General features: G+C 75.9%; 11 protein-coding genes. 6 read left to right on the top strand and 5 right to left on the bottom strand.

The features are described from left to right. Positions 1-15 precede the first annotated feature (15 nt). Positions 16-2,622 (top strand): DNA gyrase/topoisomerase IV subunit A, encoded by a 2,607-nt coding sequence (locus ACUXPL_RS07960; protein ID WP_454183094.1) that lies wholly within the window; start codon positions 16-18, stop codon positions 2,620-2,622. On the opposite strand, the gene cydC is transcribed toward ACUXPL_RS07960, so the two are convergent. From cydC to ACUXPL_RS07945, 3 genes are read right to left on the bottom strand one after another with little or no spacing between them, the layout of a single operon-like run. Further along, entirely contained in the window at positions 2,573-6,286 is a 3,714-nt protein-coding gene (cydC, locus tag ACUXPL_RS07955; protein ID WP_454183092.1) for a thiol reductant ABC exporter subunit CydC, read from the bottom strand. The two genes, ACUXPL_RS07960 and cydC, sit on opposite strands and share 50 nt — an antisense overlap. Then, positions 6,283-7,305, bottom strand: coding sequence for a cytochrome d ubiquinol oxidase subunit II (gene cydB, locus ACUXPL_RS07950; protein ID WP_454183090.1), 1,023 nt, complete (start codon positions 7,303-7,305; stop codon positions 6,283-6,285). Before cydB ends, cydC begins: the two co-directional genes overlap by 4 nt. A gap of 28 nt (positions 7,306-7,333) precedes the next feature. After that, on the bottom strand, positions 7,334-8,914 hold the full coding sequence (locus tag ACUXPL_RS07945; RefSeq protein WP_041104613.1) for a cytochrome ubiquinol oxidase subunit I: 1,581 nt from the start codon (positions 8,912-8,914) through the stop codon (positions 7,334-7,336). A 167-nt stretch (positions 8,915-9,081) separates the two neighbouring features. Here ACUXPL_RS07945 and ACUXPL_RS07940 point away from each other — a divergent pair, with 167 nt between their 5' ends. The 5 genes from ACUXPL_RS07940 to ACUXPL_RS07920 all read left to right on the top strand — a co-directional run bounded on the left by ACUXPL_RS07940 (position 9,082) and on the right by ACUXPL_RS07920 (position 15,614). Further along, positions 9,082-9,426 carry a BlaI/MecI/CopY family transcriptional regulator gene (locus tag ACUXPL_RS07940; RefSeq protein ID WP_041104611.1) on the top strand — a complete coding sequence of 115 codons (345 nt, stop codon included), beginning with the start codon at positions 9,082-9,084 and terminating at the stop codon, positions 9,424-9,426. 18 nt (positions 9,427-9,444) lie between these two features. Beyond that, positions 9,445-10,419: a M56 family metallopeptidase gene (locus tag ACUXPL_RS07935; RefSeq protein WP_041104610.1), complete on the top strand. Its 975-nt coding sequence runs from the start codon at positions 9,445-9,447 to the stop codon at positions 10,417-10,419. 138 nt (positions 10,420-10,557) lie between these two features. Then, the gene (locus ACUXPL_RS07930) at positions 10,558-11,589 is read left to right on the top strand and encodes a 3-oxoacyl-ACP synthase III (protein ID WP_002858168.1); all 1,032 of its coding nucleotides are present in this window, start codon (positions 10,558-10,560) and stop codon (positions 11,587-11,589) included. An 18-nt stretch (positions 11,590-11,607) separates the two neighbouring features. Next, positions 11,608-14,544 carry an alpha/beta fold hydrolase gene (locus ACUXPL_RS07925; RefSeq protein ID WP_454183087.1) on the top strand — a complete coding sequence of 979 codons (2,937 nt, stop codon included), beginning with the start codon at positions 11,608-11,610 and terminating at the stop codon, positions 14,542-14,544. Continuing rightward, positions 14,541-15,614, top strand: a complete 1,074-nt coding sequence (locus tag ACUXPL_RS07920; protein WP_454183085.1) for an NAD-dependent epimerase/dehydratase family protein — start codon at positions 14,541-14,543, stop codon at positions 15,612-15,614. The genes ACUXPL_RS07925 and ACUXPL_RS07920 overlap by 4 nt, the downstream gene beginning before the upstream one ends. Before the next feature lie 94 nt (positions 15,615-15,708). Here ACUXPL_RS07920 and ACUXPL_RS07915 read toward each other — a convergent pair whose 3' ends face one another. Together ACUXPL_RS07915 and ACUXPL_RS07910 are read right to left on the bottom strand one after the other, a co-directional pair. Beyond that, positions 15,709-16,131, bottom strand: a complete 423-nt coding sequence (locus ACUXPL_RS07915) for a hypothetical protein (RefSeq protein WP_454183083.1) — start codon at positions 16,129-16,131, stop codon at positions 15,709-15,711. 112 nt (positions 16,132-16,243) lie between these two features. After that, complete coding sequence (locus ACUXPL_RS07910) at positions 16,244-18,349, bottom strand: DNA gyrase/topoisomerase IV subunit B (protein WP_454183081.1); 2,106 nt, start codon at positions 18,347-18,349, stop codon at positions 16,244-16,246. Positions 18,350-18,522: the final 173 nt, after the last annotated feature.

The following is an 18,522-nucleotide window of genomic DNA, read 5'->3' as shown; positions in this document are numbered from 1 at the left end:
GACTCCCCGACCACCATGATGGCCCGTTCATCCCGTTCCCGCCCCGCCGAGCAGGACGCCCCGCGCCCGCTGCCGCTGGAGCAGGAGAACATCGTCGACGTCGACGTCTCCGAGGAGATGGAGGCGTCCTTCCTCGAGTACGCCTACTCGGTGATCTACTCGCGCGCCCTGCCGGACGCGCGCGACGGCCTCAAGCCGGTGCAGCGGCGCATCCTCTACATGATGTCCCGCATGGGCCTGCGCCCGGACCGCGGCCATGTGAAGTCCGCCCGTGTGGTGGGCGAGGTGATGGGCAAGCTGCACCCCCACGGCGACGCCGCGATCTACGACGCGATGGTCCGCCTCGCCCAGCCGTTCTCCCTGCGCCTGCCCGTGGTGGACGGGCACGGCAACTTCGGCTCGCTCGACGACGGCCCCGCGGCCCCGCGCTACACGGAGGCCCGCATGGCCCCGGCCGCCCTGGCGCTCACCGCGGACCTCGACGAGGGCACCGTGGACTTCGTCCCCAACTACGACAACCAGCTCCAGCAGCCGGCCGTGCTGCCCGCCGCCTACCCCAACCTGCTCGTCAACGGCACCACGGGCATCGCCGTCGGCATGGCCACGAACATGGCCCCGCACAACCTGCGCGAGGTCGTGGCGGGCGCGCGCCACCTGCTCGCGGACCCCGAGGCGGACCTCGAGGCGATCATGGCCCACATCCCCGGCCCCGACCTCCCCTCGGGCGGCCGGATCGTGGGCCTCGACGGCGTCCGCGACGCCTATGCGACCGGCCGCGGCACGTTCCGCATGCGGGCCGCCGTCGCCGTGGAGCAGGTCTCCGCGCGCCGCACCGGCCTGGTCGTCACCGAGCTGCCGTACGGCGTGGGCCCCGAGAAGGTCATCGAGCGGATCAAGGCCGGCGTCGACGCGAAGAAGCTCAGCGGCATCGCCGACGTCGTGGACCTGACGGACCGCAAGAACGGGCTGCGCCTGCAGATCGAGCTCAAGTCCGGGTTCAACCCCCAGGCCGTGCTGGCCGCGCTGTACCGGCACACCCCGCTCGAGGAGACGTTCGGGATCAACAACGTCGCGCTCGTCGACGGGCAGCCGCAGACCCTGGGCCTGCTGCCCCTGCTGCGGGTCTACGTGGACCACCGTCTCGACGTGGTGCGGCGCCGCACCGGGCACCGCCTCGGCAAGCACCGCGACCGCCTCCACCTGGTCGAGGGCCTGCTGCTGGCGCTCGTGGACATCGACGAGGTCATCGAGATCATCCGTTCCTCGGACGACACCGCGGCCGCGCGCACCCGCCTCATGGGCGTCTTCGACCTCACCCAGGTGCAGGCCGACCACATCCTGGAGCTGCGGCTGCGCCAGCTGACGAAGTTCTCCCGCATCGAGCTGGAGGCCGAGCGCGACGAGCTGCAGGCCGCGATCGCCGAGCTCGAGGCGATCCTCGCCTCCGACGCGCGGCTGCGTGAGGTGGTCTCGGCCGAGCTGCAGTCCGTGGCCGACGAGCACGGCGACGACCGCCGCACGGTCCTGCTGGAGGCCGAGACCGCCGCGGCCCCCGCCGCCGGGCCCGCGCCGTCCGGGCCCACCCGCGCCGGCGCCGCGGAGGCCGGGGCGGACCTGATGGTCCCGGACACGGCGTGCTGGGCCGTGCTCTCCACCTCCGGACGCCTGCTGCGCACCGCGGACCGCACGCCGATCGCCCCGCAGGGCCGGCGCCGCAAGCACGACGCCTTCACCTCCGTGGTCCCGACGACGGCCCGCGGCGAGATCGGGGCCCTCACCTCCGCCGGCGCGCTGCACCGTCTCCAGGCGGTCGACCTGCCGGTGGCCGGCGAGCCGTCCGCGGCCCCCGCGATGACCGCGGCCGTCCCCGCCGCAGAGCTGGTGCCCCTGGCCAAGGGCGAGACGCTCGTGGCCCTGGTCCCCCTGGACACCGTCCTGGCGCTGGGCACCGCCCACGGGGTCGTCAAGCGCGTCCGGCCGGAATGGCCCCTGAACCGCCAGGTCGTCGACGCCGTCGCCCTGAAGGACGGCGACGCGGTGGTCGGCGCCGCCCCCGCCCCGGACGAGGCCGACCAGCTCGTCTTCCTCACCCGCACCGGCCAGCTGCTGCGCTACGCCGCCTCCGCCGTGCGCCCCCAGGGCCCGGCCGGCGGCGGTGTCGCGGGCATCCGGCTGGCCGCCGGGGACACGGTGCTCGCGTTCGGGGTGGCCCCCGCCGCCTCCCTGACCGAGACCGCTGCGGACGCCGCGGCCCACCCGCGGCCCGCCGTCGTGGTGACCGTGACGGACGGCGAGGCGGACGTGCTCGGCTCGGCCCCGGGCTCCGTCAAGGTCACGCCGCTCGGGGAGTATCCGGCCAAGGGCCGCGGCACCGGCGGCGTGCGCGCCCACCGGCTGCTCAAGGGCGAGAGCGGCCTCGTGCTCGGCTGGATCGGTGCCGCGCCCGCGCTCGCGGCCTCGCGGGCCGGGGTGGCCCGCGCGCTGCCGATCGAGTACGGACGCCGGGACGGCTCGGGCGTGCCCGTGGACCAGCGCATCGAGGCCGTCGGCGCCGGCGCCTCCCCCGAGCTGCTCAGCGCGCCGCCGGTCGCGGACGACCCCGTGAGGGTCTCGGCGGACTGACGCCCAGGCGCAGCCGCACGTCGGCCTCCGCGGCCAGGCGTTCGTCGTGGGTGACCACCACGGCGATCCGCCCGGCCAGGGCCGCGCGCAGGTCCGCCATCAGGGCCAGGGCCTCGTCCTGGCCCACGTGCGCGGTGGGCTCGTCCAGGAGCACGACGTCGGCCCGGGCCACGAGGGCGCGCGCCACGGCCAGGCGCTGGCGCTGGCCTCCCGAGAGCACGCGGCCGCCGGCGCCCACGGGCGTGTCCAGCCCCTCCGGGGCCGCGGCCAGCCAGGGGCCGAGGCCGACGCGCTCGAGCACCGCGGTGAGCTCCGCGTCGTCCGGGGCGTCCTCGGGATCCCGGGCGAGCGCCAGGTTGCCGCGCAGGGTGGAGTCGAACAGGAGCGCGTCCTGCGGCGTCCACGCCACGCGCGCCAGCGCCGCCGCGTCCGCGGGTGCCTCGACGCGGCGCCCGTCCGACTCGGTGCGCAGCAGGTAGGCGCCCTCGGCCAGCGGCTGGAACCCCAGCAGCACGGCCAGCAGGGTGGACTTGCCCGCGCCGGAGGGCCCGGTGACGACGGCGGTCTGCCCCGGTTCGACGCGCAGGTCGCCGCCGCTCCAGAGCGGCGCGTCCGCGCCCTGGAAGCGGACGGCCGCGCCGCGCAGGACCAGGCCCGTGACGCGCACGGGCGCCGCCGGCTCCGGGTCGGCGGACATCGGGGCGGACGTCGGGTCGGGCGTGGCCGAGGCCCGGCCCGGGTCCGCTGCGTCCGGGACCGCGGTGCCGGGCTCGTCCTCGCCCAGCAGGTCGGCCGCGGCGCGCGCCTGGGACGCCAGGGTGCCCAGCTCCTGAGCGGACTGGGCGAGGGCCCCGTAGGGCTCCGCCCAGGACAGGACGAGCAGCACTGCGAAGGCGGCGACGGCCGCGGCGGTGCCGGTCTGGGTGGCCGTCAGGGCCACGGCCAGCGCGGTGCCCCCGGAGACGAGGACCGCCAGCGCCCGGCCGGCGCCCGCGGCCCACGCGGCCCGGCGCTGGGGCGCCTGCAGGGCGGCGTCCGCCTCCGCGAGCCGGTCGGCGGCCGCCCGGGCCCGGCCGAGGCCGTGCAGGTCCGGGGCGGCGGCGAGCACTGCCGCGACCCGGTCCAGCAGCCCGGCGCGGTGGCGCACGGCCGCCTGGGTCTGGCGCCGGTCGAGCAGGGCGACGACGACGGGGATCGCCACGAGCCCCAGGGCGCCGGGCACGAGGGCGGCCGCGGCCAGCTCCGGGGCCAGCAGGGCCACGGCCCCGGCGCTCACGAGCCACGCGAGCACGGCCGCCGGCACGGGCACCATCACGCGCGGCGCGGCGTCCCGCAGGGCGTCCACGTCCGCGACGAGGACGGACAGCGCCCCGTCGGCGCGGCTCAGCCGCCCCCACAGGGCGGGCCGGCGGCCCAGGGCGTCCCATAGCCGCATCCGCAGCCGGGAGGACCAGCCGAGGACGGCGTCGTGGGTGGCCAGCCGGTCCAGGTAGCGGAACACCGCGCGGGACAGGCCGAAGGCGCGGACCAGCACGATCACGGAGAGCAGGTACAGCACGGGCGGCCGTCCGGCCGCGGTGACGATGAGCCAGCCCGAGAGCCCCGCGAGCAGCGCCGCGGACAGGTGCGTCCCCGTGGCCCACGCGACGCCGGCCCACAGCCGGCCCGAGCGCCACGGCAGGATCCGCAGGGCGGCGCGCGTGCGGGCGCGGCGCGCGGCCTCCGGGGACGGCGCGGTGGAGGTCGCGGAGGCGGGGACGGGCTCCGCCTCGACCGGCGAGGCGACCGCGGCCGGCAGGGCGACGGCGGCCGACGCGGCGGGCTCCGGGCCGACGGGCGCGGCGGCCTCGGGATCCGCGGCGCCGTCGGCCGCGGTCGGGGTCAGGGGCGTGCCCTGCGCGTCGACGAGGGCGTCCGCGGCGCGTTGCAGCGCCGGGTCGTGGGAGGCGGCCACCACGATGCACGGCGGCAGGGCCAGGCCGGGCACGCCCGCGCGGGCGAGCGCGACGACGCCGGCGCGCACGGCGGCCGCGGCGGCGTCGTCCAGGTGGGCAGTGGGCTCGTCCAGGAGCACGAGCCAGGGGCGCCGGTCCGCGCCGGCGGCGGTCAGGCGCGCCAGCGCCCGGGCCAGGGCGACGCGCCGCAGCTCGCCGGGGCTGAGCTCCACGGGCCGCCGGTGCGCCGCGCCCTCCAGGGCGACGGCGGCGAGCACCGCGGCGCGCTCGGAGTCCGCGAGCGCCCGGCCGGCTGCCGCGTCGAGCTCCTCGCCCACCGTGGGCTCGAGCAGGCGCGGATGCTGGCCGACCCACACGGTGCGCTCCCGGTCGCCGCCCACCCTCCCCTGCACGCGGGCGTGCGTGGTGCGCAGCAGTCCCGCGAGCAGGTGCAGGAGGGTGGACTTGCCGGTGCCGGAGGCCGAGCCGAGCACGGTGAGCGTGCCCGGCGCCGCGCGCAGGTCCACGCCCTGCAGGACGGGCCGGTCCCCGAAGGCCACGCCGACGTCCTCGAGGACCACCGCGCCGGGCGGGGCCGCCGCGGGGCCGGCCGCGCGCGCCGGTGCGGCGGCGGTCGGGTCCGCGAGCGCGTCCCGGGCCGCCTCGGGCACGGGCGCCCGCGCGGCGGCGCGGGCCCGGCCCTCGGCCTCGCGGCCGTCCTCGGAGGCGTGGTAGGCGCTGCCGACGTCGCGCAGGGGCAGGTACACCTCGGCGGCCAGCACGAGGACCACGAGCCCGGCGCCGAGGTCCATCTGCCCGTAGACGAGGCGCAGGCCGATGAACACGGCCATCACGGCCACGGAGAGCGAGGCGATCAGCTCGAGGGCCATGCCGGAGACGAACGCGGTGCGCAGGGTGCCCAGGGTGGCGGCGTGGTACCGCTGCGAGGCTCGCTCGAGGGCGCGGCGCTGGACGCCGGCCCGGCGCAGCCCCACGAGCACGGGCAGTCCGCGGGCGAGCTCCACGAGGTGGCCGGAGAGGCGGTCCAGCCCGTCCTGGGCGGCGTCGATCCGCTCCTGCGTGTGCCGGCCGATGAGGACCATGAAGAAGGGCACGAGCGGGACGGTCAGCAGCACCACGAGGGCAGAGAGCGGGTCCCGGGTGAGGATCCAGGCGCCGAGGACCGGGGGCACGACGGCGGCGGAGGCCAGGGCCGGCAGGACCTCGGTGTAGTAGTCTTCCAAGCCCTGCAGGCCGTGGGTGACCAGCACGGCGTCCGCGCCCGAGCGGGGGCGCGAGCCGTCCGCGGAGGCCAGGCGGTGGGCCACGAGGTCGCGGCGCACGCCCACCTGCACGCCGAGCGCGGCGCGGTGGCCCCACACCCGCTGGCCGGCGTCGGCCAGGGCGCGCAGCCCCACGCCGGCGGCGCCGAGCGCGAGGGCCCCGGCGAACGACGACGCCGCACCGACCGGCCCGACGGGCGCGGGCGGGAGGAAGAGCATCTCGAAGAGCTGGGCCGTGCCCTCGGGGTCGAGCGTGCCGGCCATGCGGGTCAGCAGGCGGGCGAGCGACTCGGCGAGCAGGATCCAGCCCGCGGCCCGCAGCGCGGCGAGCGCGAGCATCGCCGCGACGGCGCGGCGCGCGGCCGGGCTCAGGTCGGGGCCGCGGCGGCGCCGGGGGCCGTCGTCGTGCCCGCGGCCGGGCCCACGGGGCGCGCCGTCGTCGGTCACACCGGCTCCACGGCGTGGGGCTCGGGGATGTGGGTCTCGCGCACGCGACGGCGGAACACCCAGTAGGACCACGCGGAGTAGGCCAGCACGATCGGCACGAAGACGAGGCTGATGACGGCCATGATGCCCAGCGTGTACGGGCCGGAGGCCGCGATCTCGGCGGTGAGGTCGAAGGCCGGGTCCACGGTGGAGGGCTGCAGCACGGGGAACTGGACGATCATGACGGCGCTCCAGGCCGCCACGAGGAACAGCGTCAGGCCGGCCAGGGCGAGGCCCTCCCGGCCCCGGCGGGCGGCCAGGACGGACCCTGCCGCGGCCGCGACGCCGGCGGCCAGCAGCGCCCACGTCCAGGGGCGGTCGCCACGCAGCAGCACGGCGCCGGCCCACACGAGCAGCGGGGCGAGGGCCACCGGGGTCCAGCGCGAGAGGAAGCGGGCGGCCGCCTGCCGCGGGGCGCCGTCGGTCTTGAGCCCGATGAACGCCCACGCCTGGGCGATGGAGAAGCCGACCACGGCCAGCCCGCCCAGTACGGCCCAGCCGTTGAGCCACGCGAAGGGCCCGCCCACGCGGTCGCCGTTCGCGTCGATGGGCAGCCCGGTGGTGGTCAGGGCCAGGAAGGCGCCCACGACGAAGGCGGCCGTGAAGGAGCCCAGGGCCAGGCACCAGGTCCACACCGCCCGCGTGCGGTCCGTGCGCGCCTTGCCGCGGTACTCGATGGAGACCGCCCGCAGGATCAGGGCGAGCAGGAGCAGCAGCATGGGCAGGTACAGCGTGGAGAGCAGGGAGGCGTACCAGAACGGGAACGCCGCGAACATCGCGCCGATCGCCGTGATGAGCCAGACCTCGTTGCCCTCCCACACGGGGCCGATCACGTTCAGCAGCACCCGGCGGCGCCGCTCGTCGCGGGCCCATGCCTGCATGAGCATGCCCACGCCGAGGTCGAACCCCTCCAGGGCCAGGTAGCCGAGCCAGAGCACGGCGATGATCACGTACCAGAAGACGGGCTGGGCCTCGGCCATTCTCGTTCGGTCCTCTCAGCTGCGGGGGTCAGTAGGCGAACGCGAGCACGTCGTCGCGGTCGTGGCGGTCCTCGTCGGGGTCCCGGTGCTCGTCCGCCGTGAGCTCCGGCATGCCGGCGGGCACGCCGCCGCGCACGTAGCGCACCATCAGCACCACCTCGACGACGAGCAGCACGGCGTAGATCCCCACGAGCACGATCAGGGAGGCGAGCACCTCCTGGGCGCTCACGCCCGGGGAGACCGCGGCGGCCGTGAACATGTACACCTCGTCGACGCCCATGGCGGGGTTCGGGTAGACCACGAAGGGCTGCCGGCCCATCTCGGTGAACACCCAGCCGGCCACGTTCGCCGCGAAGGGGGCGCCGATGGAGGCGACGGCGGTGGCCGTCCAGCCCCGCGAGTCGGGGACCGTGCCGCGGCGGGTCATCCAGAGGGTGAGCGCCCCGGCCAGCGCGCCGAGGCCGCCGAAGGTGATCATGAGGCGGAACCCCCAGTAGGTGACCTCCATGAGCGGCTGGTAGTCGATGGGCGCTCCGGCGCGCTCGCCGTACAGCGGGTCGTCCGGCAGGTGCGCGCCGTAGCGCTCCTCGAAGTCCGGCAGCAGGGAGTTCAGGCCGGGCACGGGGGTGGTGAAATCCTCGTAGGCGAGGTAGGAGAGCAGCCCGGGCAGCTCGATCACCGTGGTGACGTCGGTGCACGTGGTGCGGTCGCCCGCGCCCAGGTCGCCCAGGGTGAGGACGGAGAAGGCGGTGCCGTCGTGGCACGCGGCCTCGGCGGAGGCCATCTTCGTGGGCTGGAACTCGATCATCTGCTGCGCCTGGGCGTGCCCGGTGAACGCGGTGCCGAGGAAGCCGACGATCGCCACCGCGGCGCCGGCGCGCAGGGAGGTGATCCACACGCGGTGGTCCAGGCGGTCGCGGGCCTTGGAGCCCGTGGTGCCGACGACGACGCGCCCGTGCTCGTCCACGGTGTCGATCCCGTCCCGCCGGCGCTTCCACAGGTGGTACCAGGAGATGCCGAGCAGGAAGCCTCCGGCGACGGCCCAGGAGCCGGCGATGGTGTGGGGGAAGTGCGTGAGGACGATGGGGTTGGCCAGCACCGCACCGATGTCGTTCAGCACGGGCCGCCCGTCGACCACCTCGTAGCCCACCGGATGCTGCATGAAGGCGTTCGCGGCCATGATGAAGTACGCGGACAGGTGGGCCCCGATCACGGCGCACCAGATGGCCGCCAGGTGCAGGCGGCGGGGCACCTGGCCCCAGCCGAAGATCCACACGCCCAGGAACACGGACTCCAGGAAGAAGGCGATGAGCGCCTCCAGGGCCAGCGGGGCCCCGAAGACGTCGCCCACGAACCGGGAGTACTCGGACCAGGCCATGCCGAACTGGAACTCCTGCACGATGCCCGTGGCCACGCCCATGATGAAGTTGATCAGGAAGAGCTTGCCCCAGAACTTCGTCATGCGCAGGTACTGCTCCCGGCCGGTGCGCACCCAGAGGGTCTGCATGACGGCGACCACCAGGCCGAGGCCGATGGTCAGGGGCACCATGAGGAAGTGGTAGACGGTCGTGATGCCGAACTGCCACCGGGCGAGGTCGAGGGGATCCACGGACGGCTCCTGAGACGAGGCGGGCTCCGGCGGGTACGGGCCGGAGGGTCCCCTCCACCCTAGCGACTTTTTTTACACGTTGTAGAAAACGGCCGACGGCGACGTGCCTCGCCGGCGCCCCTGGCCTAGGATCGGGGGGCACGCACCGGTGAGACGAAGGAGGACCCATGCCCCGCGCCCGCCTGGAAGGCGCCGTGATGGACCTCCTCTGGGACCACGCCGAGGGCCTCACGGCCGCCGAGGTCCGAACCCTACTGCACCGCGAGGGCGCTCCGCCCGCCCTGACCACCGTCCACACGGCCCTCACCCGGCTGGCGGCCAAGGGCCGCGTGCGCCCCGTCGAGGGGGGCCGCCCCCGCCGCTTCCGCGCCGCCGTGACCCGGGAGGCCCACACGGCGGAGCTGCTGCGGGACATCCTCGGCTCCGCCCCGGACCGGGAGGCCGTCCTGGCCGCCTTCGTGGGCGGCATCTCGGAGACCGACTCCGCCGCCCTGCGCCGCCTGCTGGACTGACCCGGATGCCGAGGCACCGTGTCCGTCCCCGTCTTGCTGCTCGCCGTCGTCGCCGTGGCCCTGGCCGGACCCGTGCCCGTGCTGCTCGGGCGTGCCGCGTGGCCGGCCCGCTCCCCCGTGCTCGCCGCCCTCGCCTGGCAGGCCGTCGCCCTCGCCGGCGGGCTCGCCCTGCTGGGCGCGCCCCTCGTGTGGGGCCTGCTGCCGTGGGGCGAGGGCCTCGTGGCGGCGGCGCCCCGGCTGGCCGCGCACCTGGCCGGCGACGCCGCCGCCGCGCCGCGGCCCACCGGCCTGCCCGTCGGCCTGCATCTGATGGCGGTGGGCGCCGGGGCCGGGATCGCGGTGCACCTGCTGCTCACCACGGCCGTGACCGCCGTCCGCACCCTGCGGGCCCGGGCCCGCCACCGGGACGCCGTCGAGCTCGTGGCCACGGGCCCCGCCGACGCGGGCCGGTGGCCCGGCGGGGCGCGCGGGGCCCGCGAGCTGCCCGTCGACGACCCGCTGGCCTACTGCGTGCGCGGCTCCCCGCGCGGAGGGGAGGCCCTCACCGTCGTCTCGAGCGGCCTGCTGGCGCGCCTGTCGCCGGAGGAGCTGGACGCCGTCGTGGCCCACGAGCGGGCCCACCTCGACCAGCACCACGGCCTGCTGCGCCTGGCCTTCGCCGCGTGGGCGCGGGCGTGCGCGTGGCTGCCCACCGCCGAGACCGCGCGCCTGGCCGTGGTCCAGGTGACCGAGATGCTCGCCGACGACGCCGCCCTGCGCCGTGCCCCGGCGGACGTGCTCGTCCGGGCCCTCGCGCAGGCCGCCCCGGGCCCCGCCGCCGGTCCGGCCGGCCAGGCCGACGCGACCGGGCCGACCCCTGCGGGCCTCGGCGACCGTGCCGCGCGGCTGCTCGCCCGGCCGGCGCCCCTGCCCGCCGCGGCGGCGGCGCTCGTGGCGGCGGCCTCCCTCGCCCTGCCGGCGGCCACCGCGGCCGCCCTGCTCGGCCTGCCCTGAGCCGGCACCCCCGGGCGTGTTCGCCTCGGGCCGATCGAGGCCTCCGACGGGCGCCCCGCCCGGCCCCTCCGATACAGTGGGCTGTCGTCTCACCGCAGGTGAGCGCCCCCTCCCCCGACCCCCCGCAGATTGGTCCTGGTGACGAACGTGTCCGGCAACGCCAGCTACGAGTACTCCCGCGCCGCCCTCCTGGCGGTCACCGAGGTGGAGGCCCCCGTCGAAGTCACCTCGCAGGACCTCGACGACCAGCTGGCGGAGGTGCTCACCCGCCTGCGCCTGCCCGGCTCACTCCTGGAGCGGGTGGCCGGTGTGCGCAGCCGACGGAACTGGGACGAGACCGAGGACTTCCAGGAGGCCGCCGCCCGCGCCGGCGTCGCGGCCCTGGAGCAGGCCGGCGTGCCCCGGGAGCGGGTGGGCCTGCTCGTGAACACGTCGGTCACCCGGGCCACGCTCGAGCCCTCCGTGGCCGTGCGGATCCACCACCTCATGGGGCTGCCGACCTCGGCGACCAACTTCGACATCACGAACGCGTGCCTCGGGTTCGTCAACGGCCTCATGCTCGCCTCCACCCTCGTGGACGCCGGCCAGATCGACTACGCGGTCGTGGTCGCCGCCGAGGACGCCTCGAAGGTGCAGGCCGCCACCGTGGCCAACCTGCACGCCGAGACCACGCACCGCGGCAACTTCATGGAGCAGTTCGCGTCCCTGACGCTGGGCTCCGGGGCCGCCGCCGCCGTCGTCGGCCGCATCGAGGACCATCCGGACGCCCACCGGATCGTCCGCGGGATCACCCGTGCCGGCACCGACCACCACGGCCTGTGCGTGGGCGACCACCACGGCATGTACACCGACTCCACCGCCCTGCTCAAGGACGGTCTCGAGCTCGTGATGGACGCGTGGCACGACGTCCCCGCGGAGTGGGCGTGGCCGGAGGCGGACCGGTTCATCACCCACCAGGTCTCGCAGATGCACACCGACGCGATCGCGGAGTCCGCCCACCTGGACCCGGCGCGCATCCCGACGACGTTCCCCACGCTGGGCAACGTCGGCCCGGCGTCGCTGCCCATCACCCTCGTGCGGGAGATGGACGCCCTGGAGGACGGGGACACGGTGGTCTGCCTGGGCGTGGGCTCGGGCCTGAACACCGCGATGCTCGAGATCGAATGGTGAGCTGAAGGAGTCAGAGCCATGCCCCAGATCCCCGCCGCCCCCGCCGCCCTGCCGCCGGCCGACCGACTGCCCGGCTGGGACCCGGCGTGGTCCCGCCTCGTGGAGATCCGCTCCGCCGCGGACCCGGAGGGGACCGTGCGGACGCTGCACGTGGCGGACACCGGTCCCGTGCTCGCGGCGGCCGGGGCCGAGATCGTCGGCACGATCGTGGCGGTGCACGGCAACCCGACGTGGTCCTGGCTGTGGCGCTCCCTGCTCGCGGCGACCGTGCGCCGGGCACGCCGGGGCATGGCCGCGTGGCGCGTCGTGGCGCCGGACCAGCTGGACATGGGCTTCTCCGAGCGCCTCACGCACCCGGGCTCCCCGTCCGCCGCGTCGATGGGCCGCGCCGGCGACACCTACCGCACGCTGGGCGGCCGCATCGCCGACCTGGACGCCCTGCTGGCGGCTCTCGAGCTGCGCGACCTGGCAGCCACCGGCCACCCGCTGATCACGCTCGGCCACGACTGGGGCGGCGTCGTGTCCCTTGGCTGGGCGGCGCGTCATCCGGAGCTGGTGGCCGGCGTCGCGACTCTGAACACCGCGGTCCACCAGCCCGAGGGGGCGCCGATCCCCGCCCCGCTGCAGGCCGCCCTCGCCGGGCCCGTCCTGCCGGCCTCCACCGTCACCACGGACGCCTTCCTCTCCGTGACGACCTCCCTCGCCACGCCGGCCCTCGACCGCGAGGTCCGGGCCGCCTACCACCTGCCCTACGACACGGCGGCCCGACGCGGCGGCGTCGGCGGCTTCGTCGCGGACATCCCGGCCGACCCCGGCCACGGCAGCCATCCCGAACTGCAGCAGGTGGGCGAGGACCTCGCCGCGCTGGGCCGCACCGACGTGCCCGCCCTCATCCTGTGGGGCGCGGACGACCCGGTCTTCCTGGACCGCTACCTCGACGACCTCCGCGACCGTCTGCCCCACGCGCGCGTGCACCGCTACGAGCGGGCGGGGCACCTGCTCGTGGACGACCGCGACATCACCGCGCCCCTGCTGCAGTGGGCCCAGCTGCTGCGCGGCGGGCAGCTCTCCGACCCCGCCTCGGGGCTGCCGGGCCCTGTCCCGCACGCCACCGCCGACGCGGCCGCCGGACCGGGCCTGGAGGTGGACCTCGGGGAGGATCCCGGAGCGCGCGAGCCCGGTGTGGTCCGGCTCTGGGACCACCTCCGCGACTGGGGCGCCCCCGGCTCGGAGCACCGCGAGTACACCGCGCTGGTGGACATGGCCGGCGCCCAGGCCGGCCGCTCGCTCGTGGGCACCGCCCGCCGACCCGTGGCGGTCACCTGGGGCGAGCTGCAGGAGATGGTCTCGGCCATCGCCACCGGGCTGTGGGCCGCGGGCATGCGGCCGGGCGACCGGGTCGCCATGCTCGTGCCGCCGGGCCGCGACCTGTCGGCGGCGCTGTACGCCGTGCTGCGCGTGGGCGCCGTCGCCGTGGTGGCGGACCAGGGCCTCGGCGTCAAGGGCATGACCCGGGCGATGAAGTCGGCCCGCCCCCGCTGGATCATCGGTCGCACCCCCGGGCTGACACTCGCCCGCGCCCAGTCCTGGCCGGGCACCCGGATCTCCGTGACCGAGCCGGGCGCCGCCCAGCGCCGCCTGCTCGACGTCTCCGACTCGCTCTACGCGATGGTCGACCGCCACCGGGACCCGGCCGCGGCCGACGCCGTCGACGAGCACGGCACCGTGCTGCCCGAGCCAGCCCTGGACGCGGACGCCGCGGTGCTGTTCACGTCCGGCTCCACGGGCCCGGCCAAGGGCGTCGTGTACACGCACGAGCGGCTGGGCCGCCTCGTGGCGCTGATCTCCCGCACCCTGGGCATCCGCCCGGGCGGCTCCCTGCTGGCCGGCTTCGCCCCGTTCGCGCTGCTCGGACCCGCCCTGGGCGCCGCGTCCGTCTCCCCGGACATGGACGTCACCCAGCCGGCCACCCTCACCGCGCAGAAGCTGGCCGACGCCGCGATCGCCGGGCAGTCGAGCGTGCTGTTCGCCTCCCCCGCCGCCCTGGCGAACGTGGTCGCGACCGCCGACGGCCTCGACGCGCCCCGGCGCGAGGCACTCGACGCCGTGCGCCTCGTGCTCTCGGCCGGCGCCCCCGTGCACCCGCAGCTGATGCGTCAGGTCTCGGACCTCATGCCGAACGCCCGGGTCCACACGCCGTGGGGCATGACCGAGGGGCTGCTGCTCACGGACATCGACGGCGCCGAGGTGCAGCGCCTGCGCACCGCCGACGACGAGGGCGTCTGCGTGGGCTCCGCGCTGCCCACGGTGTCCCTGGCCATCGCGCCGCTGCTCGAGGACGGCAGCGCCGACGACGTCATCCTCGACCCCGCGCGGGGCCACGGCGTCCTCGGCGAGATCGTGGTCAGCGCCCCCCACCTGAAGGACCGCTACGACGCGCTCTGGCACACCGACCAGCAGAGCAAGCGAGACGGGCTGTGGCGGCGCGACGGCCGGGTGTGGCACCGCACCGCCGACGTCGGCCACATCGATGCCGAGGGCCGCGTCTGGCTCGAGGGCCGGCTCCAGCACGTCATCACCACGCCCGAGGGCCCGATCGGTCCGGGCGGGCCCGAGAAGACCGTCGACGCCCTCGGGCCGGTGCGGCGCAGCGCCGTCGTCGGCGTCGGGCCTCGGGGCACGCAGGCCGTGGTCGTCGTCGTGGAGGCGGCCGTGCCGGCCACGCGCCCGGCGCGGCGCCCGGGTCACCACCGCGACGGCCGACCCAAGCAGGGCCTCGCCCCGACGGCGCTGGCCTCCGCCGTGCGCGCGGCCCTCGAGCCGCTGCCGGTGGCCGCGGTGCTCGTGGCCGATGAGATCCCCACGGACATCCGGCACAACTCCAAGATCGACCGCGCCCGGGTGGCCGACTGGGCGGAGGCCGTGCTCGCCGGCGGGAAGGCGGGTGCGCTGTGAGCGGCTTCGGCTACGACGTCGGCCTCGACGCCGCCGGCATGCCCGACCTCGTCGAGCGCCTCGAGTCCCGCCGCGTCCTGGTGACCGGCGCCTCGGGGCTGCTGGGCGCGGGCGTCGCCCGGGTGCTCGCCGATGCCGGCAACGACGTGACCACCCTGCAGCGGCGTCCCTCGGGCGTGCCCGGTGCGCGGGACGTGCGCGGGTCCGTGACCGACCCGGCCGCCGTCGAGGAGGCCCTGACCGGCGCGGACACCGTGGTGCACGTGGCCGCGAAGGTGTCCGTGTCCGGCCCCGAGCACGAGTTCGAGGCCGTGAACGTCGAGGGCACGCGCATCCTGTTGCACGCCGCGCAGCGCCACGGCGTGCGACGCTTCGTCCACGTCTCCTCCCCCTCCGTGGCACACGCCGGCAACTCCATCGTCGGCGAGGGCGCCGGAGCCGCCAGCCCCGAGCACGCGCGCGGATCCTACGCCCGGACGAAGGCGGCCGGCGAGCGGCTCGCCCTGGCCGCCGATCGCGACGACTTCCGCGTCCTCGTGCTGCGCCCCCACCTGATGTGGGGCCCCGGGGACCGGCAGCTCACCGACCGGATCGTGCAGCGCGCGCGGGCCGGGCGGATGCCCGTGCTCGGCACGGGCGCTCCCCTGGTCGACACGCTGTACACGGCCAACGCCGTCGAAGCCGTGGTGGCGGCCGTGTCCGCGGCCGACGTGCACCACGGCGAGGCCCTCGTGGTGACCAACGGCGAGCCGCGACCGGTCGGCGAGCTGATCCGCCAGATCGCGCTGGCGGGCGGCGCCGCGGAGCCCGAGCGCCGCGTCCCGGCGGGCCTGGCCCGGCGTGCCGGCGCCCTGATCGAGCGGGCGTGGGAGCGGGACCTGTTCCGGCTGCGGTCCCGGGGCGTGGGCTCCGACGACGGCGAGCCGCCGCTGACCGAGTTCCTCGCCGAGCAGCTCTCGACTGCCCACTGGTTCGACCAGCGGCGCACCCGTGAGGTCCTCGCGTGGACGCCGACGGTGAGCATCGACGAGGGCCTGCACCGCGTCGCGGCGTACTACCGCGACCGCTGACCCCGGCCCGTCGCCTCCCCCGCCGCCCCCACGCTTTCGTGCGGGAAACGGCGCGGGTCACGCCGCTTTCGTTCGGGAAACGGGAGCCTTCCCGTCAGACGGTCGACGGTCCGGGCCGGACGACGTCGGGAACGGGCTGGGGCGTCGGCGTCGTGGTGGCGGAGAGCACGCCGTGCACGGCCGACGCCACCGCGGCCGCCAGCACGGCCGCCGCGGGAGACTGCAGTGCCGGGTCCAGCAGGGCCCCGATGACCCACGCCGGCACCACGGACAGCCCGACGGTCAGCAGGACGAACAGCGCCCCCGCCCCCTCGCCGGCGTAGAACACGGTGCGGCGCGCCTTCTCCTGGTCCACCCGGTGGTGCACGCCCCGCAGGGCCACGACCCCCAGCACGACGGCGACGACGGCCGCCACCAGCAGCCATGCCGGCGGCAGCTGGGTCCGCAGGGCGAGGGCGCCGGCGGCGCCCCCGAAGGCCGTCGACGCCAGGACGATGCGCAGCCGCCACTTTCCCACACGAAAACGCCCGGGACGCCTCCCGTTTCCCATACGGAAGCACCCGGGAAGCCCCCCTTTTCCCGCTCGAGAGCACCCGGGAAGCCTCCCGTTTCCCGAACGAAAGCGGGGGTCAGGCGTCGATGCGCTCGCGGTCCAGCTCGTCGGCGTGGGAGACGATGAAGTCCTTGCGTGGGGCCACCGCGGAGCCCATGAGCAGGTCGAAGACGCGCTCGGCGGCCTCCACCTCGGCGATGTTCACGCGGCGGAGCATGCGGCGGCGCGGGTCCATGGTGGTCTCGGCCAGCTGGTCGGCGTCCATCTCGCCCAGGCCCTTGTAGCGCTGGATGGGCTCCTTGTAGGACCGCCCCTCCTTCTCCAGCCGGGCGAGCGTCGCGTGCAGCTCCTGCTCCGAGTACGTGTAGATGACCTCGCGTTCCTTGACGCCGCGGGTCACCGCCTCGATCCGGTGCAGCGGCGGGACGGCCGCGTACACGCGCCCGGCCTCGACCATGGGCCGCATGTAGCGGAAGAAGAGCGTCAGCAGGAGGGTGCGGATGTGGGCACCGTCCACGTCGGCGTCCGTCATCAGCACGACCTTGCCGTAGCGGGCCGCATCCAGGTCGAAGCTGCGGCCAGCACCACCTCCGACGACCTGGATCAGCGCCGCGCACTCGGCATTGGCCAGGATGTCCGAGACCGAGGCCTTCTGCACGTTCAGGATCTTGCCCCGGATCGGCAGCAGGGCCTGGAAGTCGGAGGACCGGGCCAGCTTGGCGGTGCCGAGCGCCGAGTCGCCCTCGACGATGAACAGCTCGGAGGAGGCGACGTCGTTGCTGCGGCAGTCCGCCAGCTTGGCCGGCATCGTCGAGGTCTCCAGGGCGTTCTTGCGCCGCTGGTTCTCCTTGTGGGTGCGCGCGGAGATGCGCGACTTCATCTCGGCGACGACCTTCTCCAGCAGCGTGTGCACCTGCTGCTTCTGGGCGCGGGCCGTGGAGGTGAGGCGGGCGGTCAGCTGCTTCTCCACCACCTGGGAGACGATCCGCCGCACCGCGGAGGTCCCGAGGATCTCCTTGGTCTGTCCCTCGAACTGCGGCTCGGCGAGCCGCACCGTCAGGACGGCGGTCATGCCGGCCAGCACGTCGTCCTTCTCCACCTTGTCCGACCCGGCCTTGAGCCGGCGCGCGTTGGCCTCGACCTGGGCGCGGAACACCTTCAGCAGTGCCGCCTCGAACCCGGACTGGTGGGTGCCCCCCTTGGGCGTGGAGATGATGTTCACGAAGGACCGGAAGACGGTGTCGTAGCCGACGTCCCAGCGCAGGGCGACGTCCACCTCGCACGTGCGCTGCACATCCTGCATGGACGTGCGCCCGTCCTCGCCGAGCACCGGGACCCGCTCCTTGAAGGTGCCGGAGCCCTGGATCCGCCACACGTCCGTCACCGGGGTGGCGGGCGTGAGGTGCTCCACGAACTCGGAGATGCCGCCGTCGTACTGGAAGACCTCCTCGACCGGGCCGTCGGCGCCGGGTGTGCCGGGTCGGCGGCGCAGGTCCTTGACCGTGATCCGCAGGCCCGGGATCAGGTAGGCGGTCTGACGCGCCCGCGCCTGGAGCTCCTCGGCGGAGAACGTCGCGTCCTTCACGAAGATTTGCTCGTCCGCCCAGTAGCGCACGCGCGTGCCGGTCTGCCCGCGCTTGGCCTTCCCGACGACGTCCAGCGGCGAGGCGTCCGTGGACGGCTCGAACGGGGCGTCCGGCGACGGACGCGACCCGTCCTGGAAGCGGCCCGGCTCGCCGCGCCGGAACGACATCTGGTGGACCTTGCCGCCGCGCAGCACCTGCACGTCCAGGCGCGAGGACAGGGCGTTGACCACCGAGGCGCCCACGCCGTGCAGGCCACCGGAGGCGGCGTAGGAACCGCCGCCGAACTTGCCGCCGGCGTGGAGCTTGGTGAACACCACCTCGACGCCGGACAGGCCGGTGCGCGGCTCCACGTCCACGGGGATGCCGCGCCCGTTGTCCTCGACCTCGACGGAGCCGTCCGGATGCAGGGTGATCTCGATCGACTGCCCGAAGCCGGCCAGGGCCTCGTCCACCGAGTTGTCGATGATCTCCCACAGGCAGTGCATGAGGCCGCGGGAATCGGTGGAGCCGATGTACATGCCCGGCCGTTTGCGGACGGCCTCGAGCCCCTCCAGCACGGAGAGGTGGCGGGCGTTGTACTCGGTGTTCGCGGGCACGGGGGCGGGCCTTTCGGTGGACGACGGCGGCCGGTCCAGCCTACTCCGCGGGCCGGACACGCCGGGCTCGGCGCCGGACATCCCGGGCCGCCCGGCCGGGCTCCTCGCGTACGCGGGTGGCGAAACGCGGGTGCGGGGCGGGCGCGCGGGGAAGTTCCCTGCCATCCTTGCTG

It is taken from the genome of Micrococcus sp. 140720015-1 (assembly GCF_053627595.1).
Note: the sequence above shows the minus strand (reverse complement) of the source record. Positions and strands in the feature narration are given on the sequence as shown.